The sequence below is a fragment of the Enterobacter sp. MALB-1 genome, assembly GCF_041021625.1.
Lineage (GTDB): Bacteria > Pseudomonadota > Gammaproteobacteria > Enterobacterales > Enterobacteriaceae > Enterobacter > Enterobacter oligotrophicus.
In genome coordinates, this window is the sequence record NZ_JBDPJL010000001.1 from 2,541,983 (window position 1) to 2,567,322 (window position 25,340).

Consider the following 25,340-nt stretch of genomic DNA (forward strand, 5'->3'; position numbering starts at 1 on the left):
TTTTACTCCTGTATTGCGGAATGGGTTGCCGGGCTGAAGGATTCTGCATCGGGCCGTTCGTCACGTTTGCGGGCCAGTTCCCGTGCGATGGAATCCACCAGACGACTGTTCAGTTTGTAGATGGAAAGGAGCGCGACCATGCAGAGGAACAGCGCGCAAGGTATGAGGGTAAACAGCGCATTGATGGTGGAAAGTACGTGCGGTGTCTGGGTCGTCTGGCCTGGCGCGTAATCCACCATTCCCAGAACCCAACCCACAACAGCGCCCCCCAGCGCAAGCCCAAACTTGATGGCAAACAGCGCAGTTGAAAAGACCAGGCCATCCAGCCTGCGACCGCTGCGATGCTCTTCGTAATCCACCACATCCGAGAACATGGTCCACTGTAGCGGCGTGGTCAGGTTTTGAATAAAACTAAAGACGATGTTCAGGCCAAATATCAGCCAGACCTGTGACGGAGGAATGAAGAAAATCAGCGCACCGAAAATAACAAAGGAAATAATGGTCCACTGATAGGCACGCACGCGGTCATATTTCCCCAGTAAACGTTCAGATAATAATGCACCGCTTAATGACGCCACCATTCCTGAAACAATAAAAGCGAAGACCAGTTCCGGGCGCAGCAGTACATAGTTGACGTAATACATGGTCGCAGAGCCGCGCGTCACCACGGCAGTTAACAACAAAATATTAAACAGAAAAACGATACGCCACTGGCTATTTCCCGCCAGCAGTTTTAAATCTGTGAGCATGGAGCCGGAGGTATCATTACGCGGAGAATAACGTTCGCGGGTCATGAAAAAACAGCAGAAAAATAAAACGATACCCAGTAAGCCCATCAGACTCATGGCATAAAAATATCCTTTTTGCACGTTACCCTGGCCTAAATGCGAGACCAGCGGTAAGGCGATCACCGTGACGATCAACCCGCCGATAAACGACAGGCCAAAGCGCCAGGACTGCAGGGAGTGGCGCTCACGCGGGTCCAGCGTCAGTGCACCCGGCATAGCGCAGTAAGGCACATTAATGGCGGAATAGATCAGGCTTAAAATGGCATAGGTGACGCAGGCATAAACAATTTTTGCCGTTGCGCCCACATCGGGAACATAGAAGGTAATGAGACAACTTACGCCAAACGGAATGGCAAACCACAGCAGCCAGGGACGGAACCGACCGTGGCGCGTCCGGGTGCGATCCACCAGCGCACCAATACAAGGGTCGACAAAAGCATCGACCGCGCGAACCACTAAAAACATGGTTCCCATAATGGCCGCGGGTAAACCGAAAACGTCCGTATAGAAATACGCAAGAAATAACGTTGCCGTTTGCCAGACCAGCGCGCTGGCCATGTCACCTAAGCCATAGCCTATTTTATCTTTGGTACGCAAAACAGAGGAGATTGTCATTGTTATATGCCTTTTTATCAGGTTAAAACGTATTTCAACCATTTCCGCATTACGTACATCTCATGCGAAGTCAAGGCTCAAGTATTAGCAACGCGTTGCGCACTAACAATTGTCTAAATTAACAGACAAATTATGATATTTGGTTTTTTGTTTTATTTGTGATGAGGTGCAAATAAGAGGAAAAATAAAAGGGTGAGGACTATCGCCTCACCCTGAGTTTTTGCAGCCCCGTAAAACGTTACTTATTCAGTTCCGCCAGGCTTAGCCAGGTTTGCACCACGGTGTCCGGGTTCAGAGACAGGCTATCAATCCCCTCCTCCATCAGCCACGCGGCAAAGTCTTCATGGTCGGATGGACCCTGACCACAAATCCCGACGTATTTACCCTGTTTCTTCGCCGCGCGGATGGACATCGACAGCAGCGCTTTCACCGCTTCGTTGCGTTCGTCGAACAGCTCAGAGACCACGCCGGAGTCACGATCCAGCCCCAGCGCCAGCTGCGTCATATCGTTCGAGCCGATAGAGAAGCCATCGAAATGTTCCAGGAACTGCTCGGCCAGCAGGGCGTTGGAGGGGATCTCACACATCATGATGATCTTCAGCCCGTTCTCACCGCGCTTCAGCCCCTGACGCGCCAGCTCGTCCACCACCGCTTTCGCCTGATCCACGGTACGCACGAACGGGATCATGATTTCCACGTTGGTCAGCCCCATGTCGTTACGCACGCGTTTCACCGCCTCACACTCCAGGGCAAAGCAGTCGCGGAAGCTGTCAGACACGTAGCGTCCGGCACCACGGAAGCCCAGCATCGGGTTCTCTTCTTCCGGCTCGTAACGCTCACCACCCACCAGGTTGGCGTATTCGTTGGACTTGAAGTCCGACAGACGCACAATCACGCGTTTCGGGTAAAACGCTGCCCCCAGCGTGGCGATCCCTTCGGTCAGACGGCCGACGTAAAACTCTTTCGGCGAGTCGTAGCCTTTCATCATCTCGCGGATTTCATTCTGCAGTTTCGCATCCTGGTCATCAAACTCCAGCAGCGCGCGCGGGTGAACGCCGATCATGCGGTTGATGATAAACTCCAGACGCGCCAGACCAACGCCTTCATTCGGCAGGCAGGCAAAGTCAAACGCACGGTCCGGGTTCCCGACGTTCATCATGATCTTCAGCGGCAGATCCGGCATGGTATCGACGCTGGAGCTTTTCACGCTGAAGTCGAGGATATCGGCATACACGTAACCGGTATCACCTTCGGCACAGGAGACAGTGACTTTCTCGTCGTCCTTCATGCGCTCGGTGGCATCGCCACAGCCGACAACCGCAGGAATACCCAGCTCGCGGGCGATGATCGCCGCGTGACAGGTACGGCCACCACGGTTAGTCACGATAGCCGCAGCTTTCTTCATGATCGGCTCCCAGTCCGGGTCGGTCATGTCGGTCACCAGTACGTCGCCCGGCTGAATGCGGTTCATCTCGCTGATATCGTGGATCACTTTCACCGGACCGGCACCGATGCGGTGGCCAATCGCGCGGCCTTCCGCCACGATTTTGCCCTGCGCGTGCAGCGTGTAGCGCTCCATCACCTGACCACGAGAACGCACCGTTTCCGGACGTGCCTGCACAATAAACAACTTGCCAGTGTGACCGTCTTTCGCCCATTCGATATCCATCGGACGGCCGTAATGTTTCTCGATCTGCACCGCCTGCTTCGCCAGCTCCTGCACTTCAGCATCGCTCAGTGAGAAGCGATCGCGCTGCTCCTGCGGGACATCTTCAATCGTGACCTGCTTGCCATGCTCCTGCGTCGGGGCATAGATCATGCGGATTTTTTTCGAGCCCATGGTGCGGCGCACCACCGCCGGACGGTTTGCGGCAAGCGTTGGTTTGTGTACGTAGAATTCGTCAGGGTTCACGGCCCCCTGCACCACCATCTCACCCAGGCCCCACGCGGAGGTGATAAACACCACCTGGTCGAAGCCGGATTCGGTATCAATGGAGAACATCACGCCGGAGGAGCCGACATCAGAACGCACCATGCGCTGCACGCCAGCGGAGAGCGCCACGCCACGGTGGTCATAGCCCTGGTGCACACGGTAGGAGATGGCGCGGTCGTTAAACAGGGAAGCAAACACATGCTTCACCGCCACCAGCACCGCATCGTAGCCCTGGACGTTGAGGAAGGTCTCCTGCTGTCCGGCAAACGACGCATCTGGCATATCTTCAGCGGTGGCAGAGGAGCGCACGGCAAAGGAGGCCTGCGCATCGTCCGTGGAGAGCTGGTTGTAGGCGTCGTGGATGGCTTTTTCCAGTTCCGGCTGGAAAGGTGTGTCGATAATCCACTGGCGGATTTGTGCCCCGGCTTTCGCAAGCTCGGTAACATCATCAATATCCGTTTTATCCAGCAGGTCGTAAATGCGCTGGTTTACGCCGCTCTGGTCTAAAAACAGGTTAAACGCATCGGCAGTTGTGGCAAACCCGTTTGGTACGGAGACACCCATACCGGACAGATTTGTAATCATTTCACCCAGGGAGGCATTTTTGCCCCCAACTCTGTCTACATCATTCATGCCGAGTTGGTTATACCAAAGCACCAGCGGTGACGAGCCATTGTTGGACATCGAAACAATCCTTTTGTGATATTTGATCGGAGTAAGAAACACCTGACTACGTATTTATACTGGCATAATTATTTGCGCTAAAAAAACGGTGAATCGTGTAAGCAATTTAAATTTTCAACTTTTCGGACACTTTCCTGTTCCGCGCTAACCCGATGATTCCTAAAGAATCCGCAAAAAACCACAGAAACAAAGCCGCTATTTGAAAAATGAAATCCACTTTTCAGGAAAATTAAAAACACCATTTCATTTATAATTAGGATAAGTTCTTTGCTGTGGTTTTAACTTTTTTAATTTATGCTTTCAGGCAATTAGGTACGCTATTCAGGGTGGATAAAATGGATAATGCTGTCGATCGCCACGTTTTTTATATTTCTGATGGTACGGCAATCACCGCCGAGGTACTGGGGCATGCGGTGATGTCGCAATTCCCCGTTTCGATTAACAGCATCACGCTGCCGTTTGTGGAAAATGAGAGCCGCGCCAAAGCGGTTAAAGATCAGATTGACGCGATTTTCCAGCAAACCGGCGTGCGCCCGCTGGTTTTCTATTCCATTGTTATCCCTGAAATTCGCAACATCATTCTGCAAAGTGAAGGTTTTTGTCAGGATATTGTGCAGGCGCTGGTTGCGCCGCTGCAGAGCGAACTGAAGCTCGATCCAACGCCAATTGCCCACCGAACCCACGGGCTGAACCCCGGTAACCTGACCAAATACGATGCACGTATCGCTGCCATTGACTACACCCTGGCGCACGATGATGGCATTTCGCTGCGCAATCTGGACCAGGCGCAGGTGATCCTGTTAGGCGTATCACGCTGCGGTAAAACGCCGACCAGCCTCTACCTGGCGATGCAGTTTGGTATTCGCGCGGCAAACTACCCCTTTATTGCCGATGACATGGATAACCTTGTCCTGCCCGCTGCGCTCAAGCCGCTGCAACACAAGCTGTTCGGCCTGACCATCAACCCGGAGCGGCTGGCCGCTATCCGTGAAGAGCGCCGCGAGAACAGCCGCTACGCCTCAATGCGCCAGTGTCGGATGGAAGTCTCTGAAGTTGAAGCCCTGTACCGCAAAAACCAGATCCCGTGGCTGAACAGTACCAACTACTCGGTAGAAGAAATTGCGACCAAAATCCTTGATATCATGGGACTGAACCGTCGCATGTACTAATATGCTAGTACATTATTTGAGATTCAGTTATCATTATGCCCATCATCGGGGCGAATTCGCCCCGAACTTGAAATCAGCAGGGATTGGTTTAAGGTGATGCCCATCACTTCCCGGTAGTCTGCCGATGAAGCAAAAAATTTCTGAGATATCCCATGAATAAAACCGACGAACTCCGCACTGCGCGCATTGATAGCCTTGTCACTCCGGCTGAACTGGCACAGCGGCATCCCGTTTCCGCAGGCGTTGCGGAACATGTCACCGCGTCCCGCCGACGCATTGAAAAAATCCTCAATGGCGAAGACAACCGTCTGCTGGTGATCATCGGGCCGTGCTCGATCCACGATCTGGATGCGGCAATGGATTACGCCAAACGCCTTCAGGGGCTGCGTGAAAAATATCAGCATCGCCTTGAGATTGTGATGCGTACCTACTTTGAAAAACCGCGTACCGTGGTGGGCTGGAAGGGGCTGATTTCCGATCCTGACCTCAACGGCAGTTACCGCGTGAATCACGGTATTGCGCTGGCGCGCAAGCTGCTGCTGCAGGTGAACGAGCTGGGTGTACCGACCGCAACCGAATTCCTCGATATGGTGACCGGACAGTTTATCGCCGATCTGATCAGCTGGGGAGCCATTGGCGCACGCACCACCGAAAGCCAGATCCACCGCGAGATGGCGTCTGCGCTCTCCTGCCCGGTCGGCTTCAAGAACGGAACGGACGGCAACACCCGTATCGCCGTGGATGCCATTCGTGCCTCCCGCGCCAGTCACATGTTCCTCTCGCCGGATAAGAGCGGCCAGATGACCATCTACCAGACCAGTGGCAACCCGTACGGCCATATCATTATGCGCGGTGGTAAAAAACCGAACTACCACGCGGAAGATATCGCCGCGGCTTGCGAAACGCTGGCCGAGTTTGATCTGCCGGAACACCTGGTGGTGGATTTCAGCCACGGAAATTGCCAGAAACAGCACCGCCGCCAGCTGGATGTCTGCGATGAGATCTGCCAGCAGATCCGCAGCGGTTCCACTGCCGTTGCGGGCATTATGGCCGAAAGTTTTCTTAAAGAAGGTACCCAGAAGATTGTGGCCGGGCAGCAGATGGTTTACGGCCAGTCGATTACCGATCCCTGCCTGAGCTGGGAAGACAGCGAGCTGTTGGTGGAGAAACTGGCGGCGGCGGTTGACTCGCGCTTTTGATGTGATTGTCGGGTGGCGCTGCGCTTACCCGACCTACGGTTCGTGCCCCTCTCCCTCTCCCCTTGGGAGAGGGTCGGGGTGAGGGCATCAGGCCTCACCTCCCCTTCCAAATTTGATCCCGTCACACAATTTTCACAAAAACGCTTGCCGTGAATTTGCAGTTTATTGATAATGATTATCATTGTTACATTGATTGCTATTTATAAACATTATGTCACGTACGGCTAACAGTGCGGCAACGCCAGCAAATAACCACACAGCCTCTTCCCCCGCGCCTGGCGATCGCCGAATCGACAGCAAAACCCTGTTGGGTGACGAAGGGCGGGTGATCATCGAGCATGACGGCCAGCACTACCTGCTGCGCCAGACGAATGCCGGAAAACTGATCCTCACAAAATAAACTAAACAAAAAATACGCCAGCCACCCAGGTGATCCCCAGGCAGCCAGCGCTTTCGATTCTTAATGGAGAGTTGCTATGCCACACCTGCATTCCGCGTCTTTACGTCCGTCACTCCTGGCTCTGGCGATTGTCAGCACCCTGCCGGGCGTCGCGTTTGCTGCCACAGATGATATTACCGTCACCGCCACGGGCAACGCCCGTAGTGCCTTTGAAGCGCCAATGATGGTCAGCGTGATTGATGCTACCGCCCCGGAAAATAAAACGGCCAGCTCTGCCGCCGACCTGCTGCGTAAGGTGCCAGGCCTGACGCTGGACGGCACTGGCCGCACCAACGGTCAGGATGTCAACCTGCGTGGTTACGACCGCCGTGGCGTGCTGGTGCTGGTTGACGGCGTGCGTCAGGGCACCGATACCGGCCACCTCAACAGCACCTTCCTTGACCCGGCGCTGATCAAACGCATCGAAGTGGTGCGCGGCCCGTCTGCCCTGCTGTACGGCAGCGGTGCGCTGGGCGGCGTGATCTCCTACGACACTGCCGATGCCAAAGACCTGCTGGAGCCGGGGAAAAACAGCGGCTACCGCGTATTTGGTACGGGTGCGACCGGCGATCACAGCATCGGTATGGGTGCCAGCGCGTATGGCCGTACTGATACCCTGGACGGCCTGGTCGCGTGGTCGAGCCGCGATCGCGGTGATATCCGCCAGAGCGATGGCGCTACGGCCCCTAACGATGAATCGATTAACAACATGCTGGCGAAAGGGAGCTGGAAGATCGACCCGGCGCAAACCCTGAGCGGCTCCCTGCGCTACTACAACAACGACGCGCAGGAACCCAAAAACCCGCAAACCACCGACGCGGACGACAGCAGCAACCCGATGACCGACCGCTCCACCATCCAGCGCGACGCGCATCTTGGCTATAAAATAGCGCCGGAAGGTAACGACTGGCTGAACGCCGACGCGAAAGTTTACTGGTCTGAAGCCCGTATTAACGCCCAGAACATCGACGGCACCGGTGAATTCCGTAAGCAGACCACCAAAGGGGGGAAAGTGGAAAACCGTACCCGCCTGTTCAGCGACTCCTTTGCCTCGCACCTGTTGACCTACGGCGGAGAGTATTACCGTCAGGAGCAGAATCCGGGTGGCACTACAACCGGCTTCCCGGAAGCAAAAATCGATTTCAGCTCCGGCTGGCTGCAGGATGAGATCACCCTGCGCGACCTGCCTGTGACCCTCCTCGGCGGTACGCGTTATGACAACTACCGTGGCAGCAGCGAAGGCTATGACGATGTCGATGCGGATAAGTGGTCATCACGTGCCGGATTAACCGTCAGCCCAACCGACTGGCTGATGCTGTTCGGCTCTTACGCACAAGCGTTCCGCGCGCCGACGATGGGCGAGATGTATAACGACGCCAAACACTTCTCCATCGGCAGTTTCTACACCAACTACTGGGTGCCAAACCCGAACCTGCGTCCGGAAACCAACGAAACCCAGGAGTACGGTTTTGGTCTGCGCTTTGACGATCTGATGCTCGCCAACGATGCGCTGGAGTTCAAAGCCAGCTACTTTGATACCAAAGCCAAAGACTACATCTCCACCACCGTCGATTTTGCGGCAGCGACCACCATGTCCTATAACGTCCCTAACGCCAAAATCTGGGGCTGGGACGTGATGGCGAAATACTCTGCCGACCTGTTCAACCTCGACGTGGCCTATAACCGCACGCGCGGTAAAGACACCGATACGGGCGAGTACATTTCAAGCATTAACCCGGACACCGTGACCAGTAAGCTGGATATTCCGGTGGCGCAAAGTGGCTTCTCCGTGGGCTGGATCGGTACCTTTGTCGATCGCTCAACGCATATCAGCAGCAGCTACAGCAAGCAGCCTGGCTATGCGGTTAACGACTTCTACGTGAGCTATCAGGGTCAGGAGCAGTTCAAAGGCATCACCACCACTCTGGTGCTGGGCAATGCCTTCGATAAAGAATACTGGTCACCTCAGGGTATTCCGCAGGACGGCCGTAACGGTAAGATTTTTGTGAGTTATCAGTGGTAATCCCCTCGCCCCGGTTCGCCGGGGCATTTATCCGGAAGGAAGAGACAATGAATCACTACACACGCTGGCTTGAGCTAAAAGAAGAAAACCCAGGTAAGTACGCGCGTGACATCGCAGGCTTAATGAATATCAGCGAAGCGGAGTTGACCTTCGCACGCGTGGGCCACGATGCCTGGCGGCTGCACGGCGACATTCGCGAGATTTTAGGCGCGCTGGAAGCCGTGGGTGAGACAAAGTGCATCTGCCGTAACGAGTATGCCGTTCACGAACAGGTTGGCACCTTTACCAATCAGCACCTCAACGGCCACGCCGGGCTGGTACTGAACCCACGTGCGCTGGATCTGCGTCTGTTCCTCAACCAGTGGGCAAGCGTGTTTCACATCAGTGAAACGACCGCGCGTGGCGAGCGCCAGAGCATTCAGTTTTTTGACCACCAGGGCGATGCACTGCTGAAGGTATACACCACGGACAATACCGACATCTCCGCCTGGGGCGACGTGCTGACCCGCTTTATCTTTGCCGATAATCCGCCACTGGAACTGAAAGCAGCCGAAGCACCGGCTCACGCCGAATATGTCGACGCAGGCACTGTGGACAAAGAGTGGCGCGCCATGACCGACGTACACCAGTTCTTCAGCCTGCTGAAGCGTCACAACCTGAGCCGCCAGCAGGCGTTCCGTCTGGTGGGTGACGATCTCGCCTGCAGGGTAGACAACAGCGCACTGGCGCAGTTACTGGATACTGCACGTCAGGACGGCAACGAAATCATGGTGTTTGTGGGCAACCGCGGTTGCGTGCAGATTTTCACCGGCGTGGTGGAAAAGCTGGTGCCGATGAAAGGCTGGCTGAATATCTTCAACCCGAACTTTACCCTGCATCTGCTGGAAGAGACCATTGCGGAAACCTGGGTGACCCGTAAACCAACGGCTGACGGTCACGTTACCAGCCTGGAGTTATTCGCCGCCGACGGCACACAAATCGCGCAGCTCTATGGTCAGCGCACCGAAGGCGAGCCTGAGCAGAGCCAGTGGCGCAGCCAGATCGACGCCCTGACACCAAAAGGGCTGGCCGCATGAAAAAATGGCTTGCTCTGCTAAGTGCCTTACCGTTTGTCGCCTTTGCCTCTGCGCCGGAGAGGATTGTCTCTCTCGGCGGCGATGTCACAGAGATTGTCTATGCGCTTGGCGCGCAGTCTTCTCTGGTGGCGCGCGACAGTACCAGCCAGTGGCCGCAGGCGGCGAACGACCTGCCTGACGTAGGGTATTTGCGCCAGCTCAACGCCGAAGGGATTTTATCCATGCGCCCCACGCTGGTCCTGGCGAGCGCACAGGCACAACCGTCTCTGGCGTTAAAGCAGGTTGAGCAAAGTCATGTGAAGGTGATCACCGTCCCCGGCAGTAACGACCTGAGCGTCATCGACGAAAAAGTGCGGGTGATTGCTGACGCAACGCATCGCGAAGCGCAAGGGGAAACTCTGCGCAATACGCTTCGTCAGGCGCTGGCAGCGCTGCCCTCTTCACCGCTGAACAAGCGGGTGCTGTTTATCCTCAACCACGGCGGGATGACCGCGATGGCCGCCGGACAACAGACCGGTGCAGATGCAGCCATCCGCGCAGCGGGTTTGCAGAATGCGATGCAGGGTTTTACCCGCTACCAGCCGCTCTCGCAGGAAGGCGTGATCGCCAGCCAGCCGGATCTGGTGGTGATTTCGCAGGATGGCATCAACGCACTGGGTGGTGAAGCGAATCTGTGGAAGCTGCCAGGGCTGGCGCAAACCCCGGCGGGACGCAATAAGCAGGTACTGGCAATCGATGATATGGCGCTGCTGGGTTTTAGCGTGCGGACGCCACACGCGATCCAGCAGTTGCGCGCCAGAGCGGAGCAACTGCCCTGATGTCCCGGCGGGTCACGTTGTCGCTGTGGGTACTGGCTGCCCTGCTGACCGTCATGACGCTAATGGCGACCGGTTTTGGCGCGTTGCGCCTGCCGGTCAGCCTGCTGTGGAACGGCAGCGATGAGGCGCTGCGCCAGATCTGGCTGACTATCCGCCTGCCCCGCGTGTTGCTGGCACTGGTGATAGGTGGTTCGCTGGCGCTGGCAGGCTGCGTGATGCAGGGGCTGTTTCGCAACCCGCTTGCCGATCCTGGCCTGCTCGGGATCAGCAGCGGTGCGGCGCTGGCCGTTGCTCTGTGGGTGGTGCTTCCCCTCTCCTTGCCTGCGCTGGTGATGCTCTACGCCCCGATGCTCGCGGCGTTTATTGGCGCACTGGCAGCAACGGTCGTGATTTTCCTGCTCAGCCAGCAGCGTGACAGTTCCCTGTCGCGTCTGTTGCTTATCGGCATCGCCATCAACGCACTGTGCGGTGCAGCAGTCGGCGTGCTGTCCTGGGTCAGTAACGATGCTCAGTTGCGTCAGCTTTCACTCTGGGGCATGGGCAGTCTCGGCCAGGCGCAGTGGTCAACACTGCTGGCCGTCACCTCGCTGATGGTGCCCACGGTACTGGTTGTCTGGCGTCTGGCCAGCGCGCTCAATTTGCTACAGCTGGGCGAAGAAGAGGCGCATTACCTTGGCGTGGATGTCGCCGTTGTCCAGCGGATACTGCTACTGTGCAGCGCCTTGCTGGTGGCGGCCGCCGTCGCCGTCAGCGGCGTGATTGGTTTTGTGGGGCTTGTCGTACCGCACCTGATGCGTATGTGGCTGGGAGCCGATCACCGGGCCGTTATTCCAGGCTCGGTGCTGGCGGGTGCATCACTGCTGCTTGTCGCTGACACGGTAGCACGCACGTTGGTTGCCCCGGCAGAGATGCCGGTCGGTTTGTTGACCAGCATTCTCGGTGCGCCGTGGTTCCTGTGGCTTATTTTTCGGCGGGGAAGCCAGCATGGCTGAACGTTATACCGCGGAGAACGTCTCCTGTACGCTTTCCGGGCGAACGCTTATTGATGATGTTTCGCTGTCGCTATCCCAGGGAGAACTGGTGGCGTTGATTGGCCCCAACGGTGCAGGGAAATCCACACTGCTGCGGCTGCTGACCGGCTACCTGAAACCCGCCAGCGGACGATGTCTTCTGGCGGGAAAATCCCTCAGCGAATGGCACCCGGAGACGCTGTCCCGTTACCGGGCGGTCATGCGCCAGCATACGCAGCTCGGCTTTGACTGGCCGGTTGAAGGTGTCATTGGGATGGGACGAGCACCGTGGGGCCGCCAGCCCGATCGGTCTATCGTTCACGACGTGATGCAGTTGACCGGCTGTCTGCCGCTGGCAGGCAGACAGTACAATGCGCTGTCTGGCGGTGAGCAGCAGCGCGTACAGCTTGCCCGCGCGCTGGCACAGATCTGGCGCGACGGTGCTCCTCGCGGCTGGCTGTTTCTCGATGAACCCACCTCCGCGCTGGATCTTTACCACCAGCAGCATCTGCTGCGGTTGTTGAAATCGCTGACCCGTCAGGGGCATCTCCACGTCTGCGTGGTGCTGCACGATCTCAATCTGGCGGCGCTGTGGGCGGATCGCATCATGCTGCTGCACAACGGCAGGATGGTCTCCCACGGCACGCCGGAGCAGGTGCTGCAGGCTGACGTACTGGCGCGCTGGTATGGCGCGCAGGTACACGTCGGCAGGCATCCGTCCCACACCGCCCCGCAGGTTTTTCTTGCACCTTAACTTGAGCAGCTCACCTCCAGCCGCTTGCCCCAGTCTGGCGGGCGGCTGACATAATCATCCTCCCGATCGGCAAACGGCGTGCGCAACGCGATATGCAGACGGTGTAACTCGTCGTAATCGCCCCGCTCTGCCTGCTCAATCGCACGCTGTGCCAGCCAGTTTCGCAGCACCATCGCCGGATTGGCCGCCATCATTTTTGCCTGACGGGTAGCATCATCAATCTGCTCTTGCTGCAGACGCGCCCGGTATACGGTAAACCAGTCGTCAAAGGCCTGACGGTCAATAAACTCGTCGCGCAGCGGTGAGGCGGCGCTGTGTTGCTCGGTATGACCCAACATGCGGAAAGTACGGGTGTAATCGCTGCCTTCGCGCGCCATCAGCGAGAACAAGGCGTTAAGAAGGTCGTTATCGCCTTTCTCCTGCGTCAGCAGCCCCAGCTTGTTGCGCATGAGCGCACCATACTCCCGCAACAAAACCGCCTGGTAACCGTCGAGCGCATCATTCAGCGCGTCAACATCAATAAACGGCGACAAGGACTGCGCAAGGCGCTGTAAATTCCACAGCCCCACGGCAGGCTGATTATCAAAGCTGTAGCGTCCCTGATAATCTGAGTGGTTGCAGATATAGCCCGGCTGATAGTCATCCAGAAAGCCGAACGGGCCATAATCGAAGGTCAGGCCCAGCAGAGACATGTTATCGGTGTTCATCACGCCGTGTGCAAAACCCACGGTCTGCCAGCGGGCGATCGTTGAGGCGGTACGGGCAACAACATCACGGAACCAGAGGACGTATTTATCCGCCTCATTCTGCAACCGGGGCCAGTGGCGTCGGATGGCGTAATCCGCAAGCTGGCGGACTTTCTCCGGCTCGCGGCGATAGTAGAAATGTTCAAAGTGTCCGAAGCGCAGATGACTTTCAGCCACGCGCATCAGCATCGCGCCCTGCTCCATCGTCTCGCGTGCAACCGGCGTATCGCTGGTGACGACCGATAACGCGCGGGTGGTGGGAATGCCAAGTGCATGCATCGCTTCCGAGGCCAGACTTTCGCGGAGGGTTGAACGCAGCACCGCCCGGCCATCGCCCATCCGTGAATATGGCGTCAGACCAGCGCCTTTCAGATGCCAGTCGACGGTATCACCACCGGTGAGCTGTTGTTCGCCCAGCAAGATCCCCCGGCCATCACCCAGTTGTCCCGCCCAGACACCAAACTGATGTCCGCTGTAGACCTGAGCCAGAGGTTGCATTCCTGGAAGGAGCGTTTCGCCGCCCCAGACGCCAGCGCCATCGGCAGGCTGAAATAAGGCAGGCGGAATACCCAGCGAATCCGCCAGCATATCGTTGTGCCAGATCAGACGAGCATTCTGTAACGGTGTTGGTTTAAGCGCGGTGTAAAAACCTGGCAATTCATCATGCCAGTGAGCAGTAAAAGACAGGGTCATAAGTCCTCCTGCTTTTAGTGTAGAGGGTTTACCTGCACTTAAACACGGGCGAAGAAAAGGGTTATCACTGAACGAGCGTCGTTACCTGTTCTGCCGGAACCGCAGGCCAGAGATTGCCCTGCATTGCACCAACGTTAAATGACAATACGCGTTGCAACAGGTTGTGATCGTCTATACCGGAGAGGATAACGGACTGACAATGAGGCGTAATTTGCCAGAGTATCGCGCGCATAAAAGGTTCAAAAGAGAGCTCGGACGCACGCTGCTGGATAAAACCTTTATCCAGTATTACCCGTTTAAACAAACCGTCATAAACCGCTTTGAGGGTGGCGATGCCCGCACCAAAGTTAGCCAAAACCAGAGGGAAATGGATCGCCATTCTTGCCAGCATCAGATCGTCTTTGCCGTTATTTAAACCTGGATAGTTCTCATTAACACTAAACTCCAGAAATGGATAGCGTTCAAGTATTGAAACAGCGTTCCCGTCAGTTAATAAAAACTCAACAATTACAGGTGTAATATTGATCCACGCAATTAACTGATGCTGAATAAAGAACAGTTTACAGGTATCGAGCAATTGCAGTTTCTCATGAAACAGCACTAACTCTTCTTCCGGTGAAAGGTGCGGAGTAACCAGTTCAGTTGGGATTCTGACATCCGTACCTACGCCAGTAAAGTTAACCATAATTTCTAAACCTTTAAGCTCACCTGCACTATTTCGCGCCGGAAGCAGTAAAAGTTCAGACTGGTAAGCATTATCTAGCGTGACAATCATCGCGCTCGCCCCACATTAAAGATGAAAGAGGACATCCTGGAGCAATTGCAGGCACAATTCCACTGGCTTGATTTTAATAAGATTAATTTCATTCGTTCCGTATTAATTTTCAGATTTATCCCTGAATCTAAAATAATCTTATCCTGGTTACTGAATAATAGCCAGTTTTAGATAAAACAGACACATACAGACATATGTAATTCATCAGAAATTTAACTTTAATCATCCCGATGAAGAAAACCTGGCGCGGTTTATTAGACGCCAGGTCAACAGAACGGCCACACGTACATTGTCCTAAATACGTCTGGCTTGCCAGAAGTTTTTACGCCAGTAAACATTATCGAGAGAGGAGCGCATCACTCCACGACTGGTCGACGCATGAATGAACTGGTTATCGGTGTCATAAATGCCAACATGAAGGCCGCTTTCACCCGAGCCTGTTTTGAAAAACACCAGGTCGCCGGGGAGTAAATCCCCTTTATCGATTTCCGTACCAATTTCTGCCTGCTTACGCGTTTCGCGAGGCAACTGGAGATCAAATTTATCGCGAAAAGTCATCAGGACGAAGCCAGAACAATCGACACCGCCCCGGCTCATACCACCGTAACGATAAGGCGTACCGCGCCAGTTGCTCAACTGGTCGTTCAGGCTGGCAATAACCGTAATAGAATCGGAGAGCCGCGGATTAGGCGGAGGCGCACGATGGCTACTGCATCCCGCAAGAATTAATGTTGCCACAAGGAGAAACCAGCCTCGCATTTTCAGACGAATCCTCTGCTTTTTTTGCTCTTTCCGTAATTTAGCGTGCAAATGTGCACCTGCGCAAGAAACGGTTACTCCGCAGTAGTGGAAATCAGCATCTTATGCCCCTCAATATCCAGCCGACGGAACAACATGTTATACGCGGTGGCAAGGTTTGGTGGGGTCAGTACGGTATCGCGCGTTCCACTGGCAATGAGCTTGCCCCGTGCCAGCAACCACACCCGATGCGCATGGCGCAGCGTATGGTTCAAATCATGGCTGCTCATTACCACCGCCACCCCTTTGCGGGACAACGCGCTGAGCACCCTGTCCAGCGCGGCCTGCTGAGCAACGTCCAGGCCGCTCATCGGCTCGTCCAGGAGCAACAGGCAGCCGTGCGGATTGCCTGCCGGATGGATCTGCAGAATAACCGCCGCCAGACGCACGCGCTGCCACTCCCCGCCAGAAAGCTGGCTGGCGTGACGGGTGAGCTTATCTTCCAGCCCCAGCGCCGCAGCCACTTCGGTAAGCAGCGCCGTGTTATGTTTATCATGCAAATGCAGCAACAGATAGTGCCAGACAGGCATCGCAAACGGCGGTATCTGCTGTTGCACTAAATAGCTCCGCCGGTGTGCCAGCGCCACTGGTGACCAGTCGGTAAGCGCATGGCCGAGCAACGTTATCTCTCCTTGCCCGGTGGTCATGCCCGCCATGCGCGCCAGCAGCGTGCTCTTGCCTGCGCCATTCGGCCCCACAAGATGCACGATCTCTCCCGCATTGATTGTCGCAGTTATCGGCTCCAGACGCCCCTTCCCGGCGACGTCCGTGAGCTGCATCAGCAAGGTCATTATTTTGCCAGCGCCAGCTTGATAGACTCCATGACAATCGGGTCTTCAGGCGTCATATCCGGGGAAAAACGCTGGACAACCTGGCCGTCACGCCCAATCAGGAACTTCTCGAAATTCCACAGGATATCGTCAGGATAGAGCGGCGCACGCCCTTTGCTCGCCATACGCTCGTAGAAACCGCTACCCTCAGGCGCAACGGCCGTCGGCGCTGCAGCAACCAGTTTCGCATACAGCGGATGACGGTTCTCACCGTTGACATCGATTTTGCTGAACATCGGGAACGTCACGCCATAGGTGGTGCTACAGAACGTTTTGATCTCCTCTTCGCTGCCCGGCTCCTGGCCCAGGAACTGGTTGCACGGGAAGCCCAGAACGGTGAAACCGTCTTTCTCCCAGGCTTTCTGAATGTTTTCCAGTTGTTCGTATTGCGGTGTCAGACCGCATTTAGACGCCACGTTCACGATGAGCAAAACGTTGCCTTTGTAGCCTTCAAGCGTGATTTTCTCGCCGTCGATGGTGGTCACTTCGGTATTCAGAATATCAGACTGCATAGCATTCCCTCAGGTTGTCTTACGGGTAGTGATTTAACGTCCGGCTTTTAATAGTAGCCAGATAAATACCGGCGCGCCCAGCGTGGCGGTGACGACCCCGATGGGTAATTCGGCCGCCGTCAGGGCGAGCCGGGCGATAATGTCGGCGACCAGCAAGGTTGCAGCGCCTGCAACCGCCGAAGCCGGGAGTAAGATGCGGTGATCCGTTATTCCGCACAGACGCAGCATATGCGGGATGACCAGCCCGATAAAACCAATCGCCCCCGCCAGCGCCACGCTGACGCCAACCATCCAGCCGATGGCTATCACCAGTACGTTGCGCCATAACCCCAGCGACATACCGAGCTGACGGGCTGACGTTTCACCCAGCGCGAGGGTATTTAACGGCTGAGCCTGAAAACAGGTCCAGAGCATGACCGGGATCAACAGCGTCATCAACCAGCCCTGCCGCCAGTCAACGCCACCGAAGCCGCCCATCATCCAGTACATTAACTGGCGCAGATCAAAGGAGGTAGAGAAGTAGACTGCCCAGGTCATCAGCGCGCTGCAGATGATCCCCAGCGCCACCCCGGCAAGGAGTAACCGGCTTGTTGATAAATGTCGCCGGGCAAAGCGCAGTAAAATGACCGTTATCAGCAGTGCGCCGGAAATGGCGCTCAGGCTAATCCCCCAGGCGGACAGTTCGCCACCACCCAGCATGACAGCAGCAATCAGCCCTACGCCAGCGCCATTCGACACGCCGAGCAGCCCCGGTTCCGCCAGCGGATTTTCAAACAGCGCCTGCATCATTGTGCCGCACAACGCCAGCGCGGCACCGACCAGGATCACCGCCAGCGTTCGCGGCAGGCGGATCTGCCAGACAAAGAGCTGTCCGTCAGGGCTAAACCAGCTTTCCGGCCCCAGCCACCGTTCGCCCGCACACAGGCTGACCACGGCGGATGCCACAAGAAACAGCACGAGCATCCCCAGGCGGCGTCGATCGGAACGGTGCTGTTGGCGGACGAAATCAAGCATAGGCAGTGTATTTTCAGGAGTCAGATATCATTGATTTTACGGCGGGTTTGCCGGGCAGAGCAAAGAAAAAAGGCCGCTAATGCGGCCTTTTTGGTTAGTTCATATTACTCTGCTTTGGGCGTTGCGTTTTCGACACGGCTTTTTAACTTCTGGCCGGGTCTGAAGGTCACCACGCGGCGGGCTGTAATGGGAATATCTTCCCCCGTCTTCGGGTTACGGCCCGGACGTTGGTTTTTGTCTCGCAAATCAAAATTGCCAAAGCCGGAGAGTTTTACCTGCTCACCATTTTCCAGAGCACGACGGATCTCTTCGAAAAACAGCTCTACCAGCTCTTTAGCATCCCGTTTGCTAAGCCCTAGCTTATCAAACAGATATTCTGACATTTCAGCTTTTGTAAGCGCCATAGGTTCAATCCCTCAATGATGCCTGGAATCGCTCTTTTAATGCCTCTACACATTTGGCGACGGTAGCGGCAATCTCCTCTTCTTCGAGTGTACGGCTGGTATCCTGAAGGATAAGGCTAATAGCGAGGCTCTTGAAACCTTCTGCTACGCCCTTGCCGCGGTACACGTCAAATAAGTTTACGCCAACTACCTGATTTACGCCAACTTTCTTACATTCGGCCAAAATATCTGCTGCAGGCACGTTTTCCGCGACCACAACCGCGATATCGCGGCGGTTCGCCGGGAAGCGGGAGACGTCCTGCGCCTGAGGAATGACGCGGTCTGCGACCGGGTTCCACTCCAGCTCGAACACGATGGTACGGCCGTTCAGATCCAGTTTACGTTCCAGTTCAGGGTGAACAACACCAATGAAACCAACACGTTTGCCGTCTAAATAAATTGCCGCACTCTGGCCCGGATGCAGGGCTGGAATGGCTTCTGCACGGAATTCAATTTCAGATAATTTACCGGTCAGATCGAGAATCGCTTCCAGATCGCCCTTCATATCGTAGAAATCAACGGTGCCTTTTGCCAGGTCCCAGTGCTCTTCATAGCGGTTGCCGCTAATTGCACCAGCCAGCATGAGATCCTGACGGATGCCTAAATTTGCCTGATTATCCGGTACAAAGCGTAAACCGCTTTCAAAAATTCGCACACGGTTTTGCTGGCGATTCTGGTTATACACGATGGTGCCAAGCAGACCCGTCCACAGAGAAAGGCGCATTGCAGACATTTCGCTGGAGATCGGGCTTGGCAGAATCAACGCTTCCTGGCCTAGGTGGATTAGCTGCTGCAGCTTAGGGTCCACGAAGCTGTAGGTGATCACTTCCTGATAGCCTTTGTCGTTCAGCATGGTTTTCACACGCTTCAGGGACAGATCAGCTTCACGGTGGGAGCCCATCACCAGACCCGCCTGCACCGGCTCGTCAGGAATGTTGTTGTAGCCGTATACGCGAGCCACTTCTTCCACCAGGTCTTCTTCGATCTCCATGTCGAAACGCCAGGATGGTGCAACGGCTTTCCACTCGTCCTGACCTTCAGTCACTTCACAGCCCAGACGCGTCAGAATATCGGTCACCTGTGCATCGGCAACATGGTGGCCAATCAGGCGATCCAGCTTGCTGCGGCGCAGGGTGATGGTGGCGCGTTTCGGCAGAGTTGCTTCGTTGGTCACATCGATAACCGGACCGGCTTCACCGCCACAGATGTCGATCAGCAGGCGAGTCGCACGCTCCATCGCTTTGTACTGCAACGCCGGGTCAACGCCGCGCTCATAGCGGTGAGAGGCGTCGGTGTGCAGGCCATGACGACGTGCACGACCAGTGATAGAGAGCGGGCTGAAGAATGCGCATTCCAGCAGGACGTTTTGCGTTTCGTCGTTGACGCCAGAGTGTTCGCCACCGAAGATCCCGCCCATTGCCAGCGCTTTGCTGTGGTCAGCAATCACCAGGGTGTCGGCGTTCAGTTTCGCTTCGCTGCCGTCCAGCAGAACCAGGGTTTCGCCCTCTTTCGCCATACGCACAACAATCCCGCCTTCGATGCGATCTTTATCGAACGCATGCATCGGCTGGCCCAGCTCCAGCAGAACGTAGTTGGTCACGTCAACCACGGCATCAATGGAACGGATACCGCAGCGACGCAGTTTCTCTTTCATCCACAGTGGAGTTGGCGCTTTAACGTTGATACCTTTCACCACGCGGCCGAGGTAGCGCGGGCAAGCGTCAGCGGCTTCAACCTGGATTGGCAGCGTGTCGCTGATGGTGGCGTCAACCGGGGCAATTTCCGGCGCGTTCAGCTCAGCCTGGTTCAGCACGGCAACATCGCGCGCCACGCCGATAATCCCTAAACAGTCGGCACGGTTTGGCGTGACGCTGATTTCGATGGTGTTGTCATCAAGGTTCAGATATTCGCGAATATCGGTGCCAACTGGCGCATCCTGCGGCAGCTCAATAATACCGCTGTGATCGTCAGAAATACCCAGCTCGGAGAACGAGCACAGCATGCCTTCAGACGGTTCACCACGCAGTTTCGCCGCTTTAATTTTGAAATCACCCGGCAGCACCGCACCAACGGTTGCTACAGCCACTTTCAGTCCCTGGCGGCAGTTTGGCGCGCCGCAGACGATATCCAGTAAGCGATCGCCGCCGACATTCACTTTTGTCACGCGCAGTTTATCCGCGTTTGGGTGCTGACCGCACTCAACCACTTCACCCACAACCACACCGTTGAAAGCACCTGCAACCGGCTCGACGCCATCAACTTCCAGACCCGCCATGGTGATCTGGTTGGAAAGCGCTTCGCTGTCAAGCGTGGTGTTCACCCATTCGCGTAACCACAGTTCACTGAATTTCATTGTTCTGTCCTGCCCTTATTTAAACTGTTTGAGGAAACGCAGATCGTTTTCGAAGAACGCACGTAAGTCGGTCACGCCGTAGCGCAGCATGGTCAAACGCTCCATACCCATACCGAACGCAAAGCCGGAGTAAACTTCCGGATCGATGCCCACGTTGCGCAGCACGTTTGGATGCACCATGCCACAGCCCAGCACTTCCAGCCATTTGCCGTTTTTGCCCATGACGTCAACTTCCGCAGACGGTTCGGTGAACGGGAAGTAGGACGGACGGAAACGAACCTGCAGATCTTCCTCAAAGAAGTTATTCAGGAAGTCATGCAGCGTGCCTTTCAGATTGGTAAAGCTAATGTTTTTATCAACAATCAGACCTTCCATCTGGTGGAACATTGGGGTGTGCGTCTGGTCGTAATCGTTACGGTAAACGCGGCCAGGAGCGATGATGCGAATTGGCGGTTCCTGATCCTTCATGGTGCGGATCTGAACGCCGGAGGTCTGGGTACGCAGCAGACGCGTGGCGTCGAACCAGAAAGTGTCGTGGTCAGCACGTGCCGGATGATGGCCTGGAATGTTCAGGGCGTCGAAGTTGTGATAGTCATCTTCGATTTCCGGGCCAGTCGCCACGGTAAAGCCGAGCTCACCGAAGAAACTTTCAATACGATCAATGGTACGGGTGACCGGATGCAGACCACCATTCTCAATACGACGGCCAGGCAGAGAGACGTCGATGGTTTCTGCCGCCAGACGCGCATTCAGCACTGCGCTTTCCAGCTCGGCTTTACGCGCGTTCAGCGCCTGCTGTACCTGCTCTTTGGCTTCGTTAATCACCGCACCCGCTGCCGGACGCTCTTCAGCAGGCAGCTCACGCAGGGTAGTCATTTGAAGGGTCAGATGCCCTTTCTTACCCAGATATTCGACGCGGACATTGTCTAACGCGGCAACATCTGAGGCCTGGTTAATGGCAGCCGTTGCACTGGCAACCAGCTCTGCGAGATGTGACATGGTTTTCCTCATTATGTCGGTGCAGACACCGAATTGTTGGACTTATTCTCTCGAATTCAGGCACAAAAAAAGCCTCCATCGGGAGGCTTATCTGGCGCTGTTTTTCGTTTCATCTTTCACGCGCTAGCCTCCTGAGTTCAGGTGCTAAAGTAAAAGAAGAAGCGGAAAATAGCAGCATTCATGCTTGCGTTACCTTGTGTGGTAAAAAACCGTTAAGACCTTATTGAAAAGCCTGCACGGATAAATGTCAATCTTCTGATAGTGTTAAATGAAAAGAGGGAGCTAAGCCCCCTCTCTCAACTGGCTTATGCCAGTGCTGCTTTCGCTTTTTCGACCAGAGCGGTGAACGCTACTTTGTCGAATACTGCGATGTCAGCCAGGATCTTACGGTCGATTTCAACAGAGGCTTTTTTCAGGCCGTTGATGAATTTGCTGTAAGAAATACCGTTCTGACGTGCTGCTGCGTTGATACGCGCAATCCACAGTTGACGGAACTGACGCTTACGCTGACGACGGTCACGGTAAGCGTACTGACCTGCTTTGATAACAGCCTGGAAGGCAACGCGGTATACGCGTGAACGCGCACCGTAGTAGCCTTTAGCTTGTTTCAAAATTTTCTTGTGACGTGCACGTGCAATTACACCACGTTTTACGCGAGCCATGTGTGCTCTCCTGTATCTATTCTAAGTTAAAAAAGTTAAACGTTAACGACTTATGCGTACGGCAGGCACGCGATGACCAGGCCCAGATCGCCTTTAGAAACCATGGCTTTTGGACGCAGGTGACGTTTACGCTTGGTAGCTTTCTTAGTCAGAATGTGACGCAGGTTAGCGTGCTTGTGCTTAAAACCACCTTTACCGGTTTTTTTGAAGCGCTTAGCAGCACCGCGTACGGTCTTAATTTTTGGCATTTTAATAACTTCCACTTCGCATTGTTAAATAAACGAAACATAGGCGAACAAAACCTATGAAGCCCGAAGGCTCCACAGATTTTGCTGCTTGAAGGCCTTACTGTTTCTTCTTAGGAGCGAGCACCATGATCATCTGGCGGCCTTCGATCTTCGTAGGGAAGGATTCGACTACTGCCAGTTCACTCAGATCGTCACGGACGCGGTTAAGCACTTCCATACCAATCTGTTGGTGGGCCATCTCACGACCGCGGAAACGCAGTGTGATCTTGGCCTTATCGCCATCTTCCAGAAAGCGAATCAGGCTGCGGAGTTTTACCTGATAATCGCCATCGTCGGTACCAGGGCGGAATTTGATTTCCTTAACCTGGATAACTTTTTGCTTCTTCTTCTGTTCCTTAGAAGACTTACTCTTTTCATAAAGGAACTTGCCGTAGTCCATGATACGACAAACTGGCGGTTCGGCGTTAGGGCTGATTTCAACTAAATCTACTCCAGCTTCTTCAGCTTTTTCGATCGCTTCTCTCAGACTCACAATCCCCAGCTGCTCGCCTTCCAGACCTGTTAAGCGAACTTCCTGGGCGCGAATCTCGCCATTGATACGATTCGGACGTGCCGTTTGAACTCGTTTTCCGCCTTTAATACCTTATTCCTCCAGTTGTTGAAGACTGCGGCTGCGAATCTCTTGTTGCAGCTTCTCAATCACTTCACTTACGTCCAGGCTGCCCAGGTCTTTACCACGGCGGGTGCGAACGGCCACTTTGCCTGCTTCCACCTCTTTATCACCACAGACCAACATATACGGGACACGACGTAAAGTGTGCTCGCGGATTTTAAAGCCAATCTTCTCATTTCTCAAGTCCGCTTTTACGCGAATGCCCGCATTTTGTAGTTTCTGCGTCAATTCTTTAACGTATTCAGACTGAGAATCGGTAATGTTCATCACCACGACCTGCACTGGCGCGAGCCAGGTTGGGAAGAAGCCCGCAAACTCTTCAGTCAGGATGCCGATGAAGCGCTCCAGAGAACCGAGAATTGCACGGTGAATCATAACCGGCACCTGACGCTCGTTATCTTCGCCAACATAAGAGGCGCTTAAACGCTGCGGCAGGGAGAAGTCCAGCTGTACAGTACCGCACTGCCATGCGCGATCGAGGCAGTCATACAGGGTAAATTCAATTTTCGGACCGTAGAATGCGCCCTCGCCCAGCTGGTATTCAAACGGGATACCGTTCTCTTCCAGCGCCACGGCGAGATCCGCTTCTGCGCGATCCCATGTCTCATCGCTACCGATACGTTTTTCCGGGCGCGTTGAGAGTTTGACCACGATCTTCTCGAAGCCAAAGGTGCTGTACATATCGTAGACCATACGAATACAGGCGTTAACTTCATCACGTACCTGATCTTCAGTACAGAAGATATGCGCATCATCCTGGGTAAAGCCACGAACACGCATCAGACCGTGCAGCGCACCTGATGGCTCGTTACGGTGGCAGCTACCGAATTCCGCCATACGCAGCGGCAGATCGCGGTAGGATTTCAGACCCTGGTTGAAGATCTGAACGTGGCCAGGGCAGTTCATTGGCTTGATGCAGTATTCACGGTTCTCAGACGAGGTGGTGAACATCGCATCTTTATAGTTGTCCCAGTGGCCGGTTTTTTCCCACAGCACACGGTCCATCATGAACGGGCCTTTTACTTCCTGATACTGGTACTCTTTCAGCTTCGAGCGCACGAAAGTTTCCAGTTCACGGAAGATTGTCCAGCCGTCGTTATGCCAGAACACCATGCCCGGCGCTTCTTCCTGCATATGGTACAGGTCAAGCTGCTTACCAATTTTACGGTGGTCACGCTTCGCCGCCTCTTCCAGGCGCTGCAGGTAGGCGTTCAGGGCTTTTTTATCTGCCCACGCCGTACCATAAATACGCTGCAACATCTTATTGTTGCTGTCGCCACGCCAGTAGGCACCGGCGATCTTCATCAGTTTAAAGTGATGACAGAAGCGCATGTTCGGCACGTGCGGTCCACGGCACATGTCGACGTATTCTTCGTGATGGTACAAGCCCGGCTTGTCATCATGCGAAATGTTTTCGTCAAGAATAGAGACTTTATAGCTCTCGCCACGCTTCACGAAGGTTTCACGCGCTTCGTGCCAGCTGACTTTCTTCTTGATAACGTCATAGTTGGTTTCAGCGAGCTCGTGCATACGTTTTTCGAGCGCGTCGATATCTTCCTGGGTCAGGGTGTGGTCAAGGTCAACGTCATAATAAAAACCGTTGTCAATAACCGGGCCGATCGCCATTTTGGTGTTTGGCCACAGTTGCTTGATAGCATGACCTAACAGGTGCGCGCAGGAGTGACGAATGATCTCCAGACCTTCTTCGTCTTTCGCGGTGATGATAGCAAGCGTAGCATCGTTTTCGATCAGGTCGGATGCATCAACCAGCTCACCATTTACACGGCCAGCGATGGTCGCTTTCGCGAGTCCAGGGCCGATGTCCAGGGCAACATCCATTGGGCTAACAGCGTGGTCGTAATGGCGTTGGCTGCCATCAGGAAGAGTAATTACAGGCATTTTATATCCTTATTTGCAGTGATGCCCCACACATAAGAGCATATACAAAGAAAATAATCGTGATTTAACAGTAGATTACGAAACCATCTGACCAACAATCGTCAAATTGGCTCGTCATCATGCACCCGCCAAAATCAGACAAAGGCGGATTTACGGCAAGCGCTCCAATGGTAACACTAATAACAAG

General features: G+C 54.8%; 24 protein-coding genes and 1 other annotated feature. Of the genes, 8 read left to right on the forward strand and 16 right to left on the reverse strand.

Features of this window, described 5'->3' with window-relative positions; genetic code table 11:
- Positions 1-2: 2 nt before the first annotated feature.
- Together ABGB15_RS12140 and ppsA are read right to left on the reverse strand one after the other, a co-directional pair.
- Complete coding sequence (locus tag ABGB15_RS12140; RefSeq protein ID WP_152084328.1) at positions 3-1,403, reverse strand: MFS transporter; 1,401 nt, start codon at positions 1,401-1,403, stop codon at positions 3-5.
- 238 nt (positions 1,404-1,641) lie between these two features.
- Entirely contained in the window at positions 1,642-4,020 is a 2,379-nt protein-coding gene (gene ppsA, locus ABGB15_RS12145) for a phosphoenolpyruvate synthase (RefSeq protein ID WP_215723189.1), read from the reverse strand.
- Positions 4,021-4,355: 335 nt separating this feature from the next.
- On the opposite strand from ppsA, the gene ABGB15_RS12150 reads away from it, so the two are divergent.
- The 8 genes from ABGB15_RS12150 (at position 4,356) to ABGB15_RS12185 (ending at position 12,508) form a co-directional block, all read left to right on the forward strand.
- Entirely contained in the window at positions 4,356-5,189 is an 834-nt protein-coding gene (locus ABGB15_RS12150; protein ID WP_152084326.1) for a pyruvate, water dikinase regulatory protein, read from the forward strand.
- Between the two features lie 152 nt (positions 5,190-5,341).
- Positions 5,342-6,388 (forward strand): 3-deoxy-7-phosphoheptulonate synthase AroH, encoded by a 1,047-nt coding sequence (aroH, locus tag ABGB15_RS12155; RefSeq protein ID WP_152084325.1) that lies wholly within the window; start codon positions 5,342-5,344, stop codon positions 6,386-6,388.
- A gap of 211 nt (positions 6,389-6,599) precedes the next feature.
- Positions 6,600-6,788, forward strand: a complete 189-nt coding sequence (hemP, locus tag ABGB15_RS12160; RefSeq protein WP_152084324.1) for a hemin uptake protein HemP — start codon at positions 6,600-6,602, stop codon at positions 6,786-6,788.
- Between the two features lie 76 nt (positions 6,789-6,864).
- Complete coding sequence (locus tag ABGB15_RS12165) at positions 6,865-8,850, forward strand: TonB-dependent hemoglobin/transferrin/lactoferrin family receptor (RefSeq protein ID WP_215723188.1); 1,986 nt, start codon at positions 6,865-6,867, stop codon at positions 8,848-8,850.
- Between the two features lie 47 nt (positions 8,851-8,897).
- Positions 8,898-9,926 carry a hematinate-forming heme oxygenase ChuS gene (gene chuS / locus ABGB15_RS12170; RefSeq protein WP_215723187.1) on the forward strand — a complete coding sequence of 343 codons (1,029 nt, stop codon included), beginning with the start codon at positions 8,898-8,900 and terminating at the stop codon, positions 9,924-9,926.
- Positions 9,923-10,744, forward strand: a complete 822-nt coding sequence (locus tag ABGB15_RS12175; protein ID WP_152084321.1) for a hemin ABC transporter substrate-binding protein — start codon at positions 9,923-9,925, stop codon at positions 10,742-10,744. The genes chuS and ABGB15_RS12175 overlap by 4 nt, the downstream gene beginning before the upstream one ends.
- Positions 10,744-11,736, forward strand: a complete 993-nt coding sequence (locus tag ABGB15_RS12180; protein ID WP_369064186.1) for a FecCD family ABC transporter permease — start codon at positions 10,744-10,746, stop codon at positions 11,734-11,736. Before ABGB15_RS12175 ends, ABGB15_RS12180 begins: the two co-directional genes overlap by 1 nt.
- Entirely contained in the window at positions 11,729-12,508 is a 780-nt protein-coding gene (locus ABGB15_RS12185) for a heme ABC transporter ATP-binding protein (protein ID WP_215723186.1), read from the forward strand. Before ABGB15_RS12180 ends, ABGB15_RS12185 begins: the two co-directional genes overlap by 8 nt.
- Here ABGB15_RS12185 and selO read toward each other — a convergent pair.
- From selO to thrS, 14 genes are all read right to left on the reverse strand, one after another.
- Positions 12,505-13,947, reverse strand: a complete 1,443-nt coding sequence (gene selO / locus ABGB15_RS12190) for a protein adenylyltransferase SelO (protein ID WP_215723185.1) — start codon at positions 13,945-13,947, stop codon at positions 12,505-12,507. The two genes, ABGB15_RS12185 and selO, sit on opposite strands and share 4 nt — an antisense overlap.
- Positions 13,948-14,011: 64 nt before the next feature.
- Positions 14,012-14,722, reverse strand: a complete 711-nt coding sequence (locus tag ABGB15_RS12195; protein ID WP_152084317.1) for an EAL domain-containing protein — start codon at positions 14,720-14,722, stop codon at positions 14,012-14,014.
- A 294-nt stretch (positions 14,723-15,016) separates the two neighbouring features.
- Complete coding sequence (locus ABGB15_RS12200) at positions 15,017-15,481, reverse strand: NlpC/P60 family protein (protein WP_152084316.1); 465 nt, start codon at positions 15,479-15,481, stop codon at positions 15,017-15,019.
- Between the two features lie 74 nt (positions 15,482-15,555).
- Positions 15,556-16,311: a vitamin B12 ABC transporter ATP-binding protein BtuD gene (gene btuD / locus ABGB15_RS12205; protein ID WP_215723184.1), complete on the reverse strand. Its 756-nt coding sequence runs from the start codon at positions 16,309-16,311 to the stop codon at positions 15,556-15,558.
- The gene (locus ABGB15_RS12210) at positions 16,311-16,862 is read right to left on the reverse strand and encodes a glutathione peroxidase (RefSeq protein ID WP_215723183.1); all 552 of its coding nucleotides are present in this window, start codon (positions 16,860-16,862) and stop codon (positions 16,311-16,313) included. The genes btuD and ABGB15_RS12210 overlap by 1 nt, the downstream gene beginning before the upstream one ends.
- A 33-nt stretch (positions 16,863-16,895) precedes the next feature.
- Positions 16,896-17,876 carry a vitamin B12 ABC transporter permease BtuC gene (gene btuC / locus ABGB15_RS12215; RefSeq protein ID WP_152084313.1) on the reverse strand — a complete coding sequence of 327 codons (981 nt, stop codon included), beginning with the start codon at positions 17,874-17,876 and terminating at the stop codon, positions 16,896-16,898.
- Positions 17,877-17,980: 104 nt separating this feature from the next.
- Positions 17,981-18,280 (reverse strand): integration host factor subunit alpha, encoded by a 300-nt coding sequence (ihfA, locus tag ABGB15_RS12220; protein WP_003857805.1) that lies wholly within the window; start codon positions 18,278-18,280, stop codon positions 17,981-17,983.
- A gap of 4 nt (positions 18,281-18,284) precedes the next feature.
- A complete protein-coding gene (gene pheT / locus ABGB15_RS12225; protein WP_215723182.1) occupies positions 18,285-20,672 on the reverse strand; it encodes a phenylalanine--tRNA ligase subunit beta in 2,388 nt (795 codons plus the stop codon).
- Positions 20,673-20,687: 15 nt separating this feature from the next.
- Positions 20,688-21,671 (reverse strand): phenylalanine--tRNA ligase subunit alpha, encoded by a 984-nt coding sequence (gene pheS / locus ABGB15_RS12230; RefSeq protein WP_033145275.1) that lies wholly within the window; start codon positions 21,669-21,671, stop codon positions 20,688-20,690.
- A 62-nt stretch (positions 21,672-21,733) separates the two neighbouring features.
- Positions 21,734-21,858, reverse strand: a sequence feature (Phe leader region).
- Complete coding sequence (pheM, locus tag ABGB15_RS12235; protein WP_001386830.1) at positions 21,809-21,853, reverse strand: pheST operon leader peptide PheM; 45 nt, start codon at positions 21,851-21,853, stop codon at positions 21,809-21,811. It overlaps the preceding feature by 45 nt.
- A gap of 118 nt (positions 21,859-21,976) precedes the next feature.
- Positions 21,977-22,333, reverse strand: coding sequence for a 50S ribosomal protein L20 (rplT, locus tag ABGB15_RS12240; protein WP_000124850.1), 357 nt, complete (start codon positions 22,331-22,333; stop codon positions 21,977-21,979).
- A gap of 50 nt (positions 22,334-22,383) precedes the next feature.
- Positions 22,384-22,581, reverse strand: a complete 198-nt coding sequence (rpmI, locus tag ABGB15_RS12245; RefSeq protein ID WP_001124225.1) for a 50S ribosomal protein L35 — start codon at positions 22,579-22,581, stop codon at positions 22,384-22,386.
- A gap of 97 nt (positions 22,582-22,678) precedes the next feature.
- Positions 22,679-23,221 (reverse strand): translation initiation factor IF-3, encoded by a 543-nt coding sequence (gene infC / locus ABGB15_RS12250; protein WP_023616141.1) that lies wholly within the window; start codon positions 23,219-23,221, stop codon positions 22,679-22,681.
- 3 nt (positions 23,222-23,224) lie between these two features.
- A complete protein-coding gene (gene thrS / locus ABGB15_RS12255) occupies positions 23,225-25,153 on the reverse strand; it encodes a threonine--tRNA ligase (RefSeq protein ID WP_152084311.1) in 1,929 nt (642 codons plus the stop codon).
- Positions 25,154-25,340 lie beyond the last annotated feature (187 nt).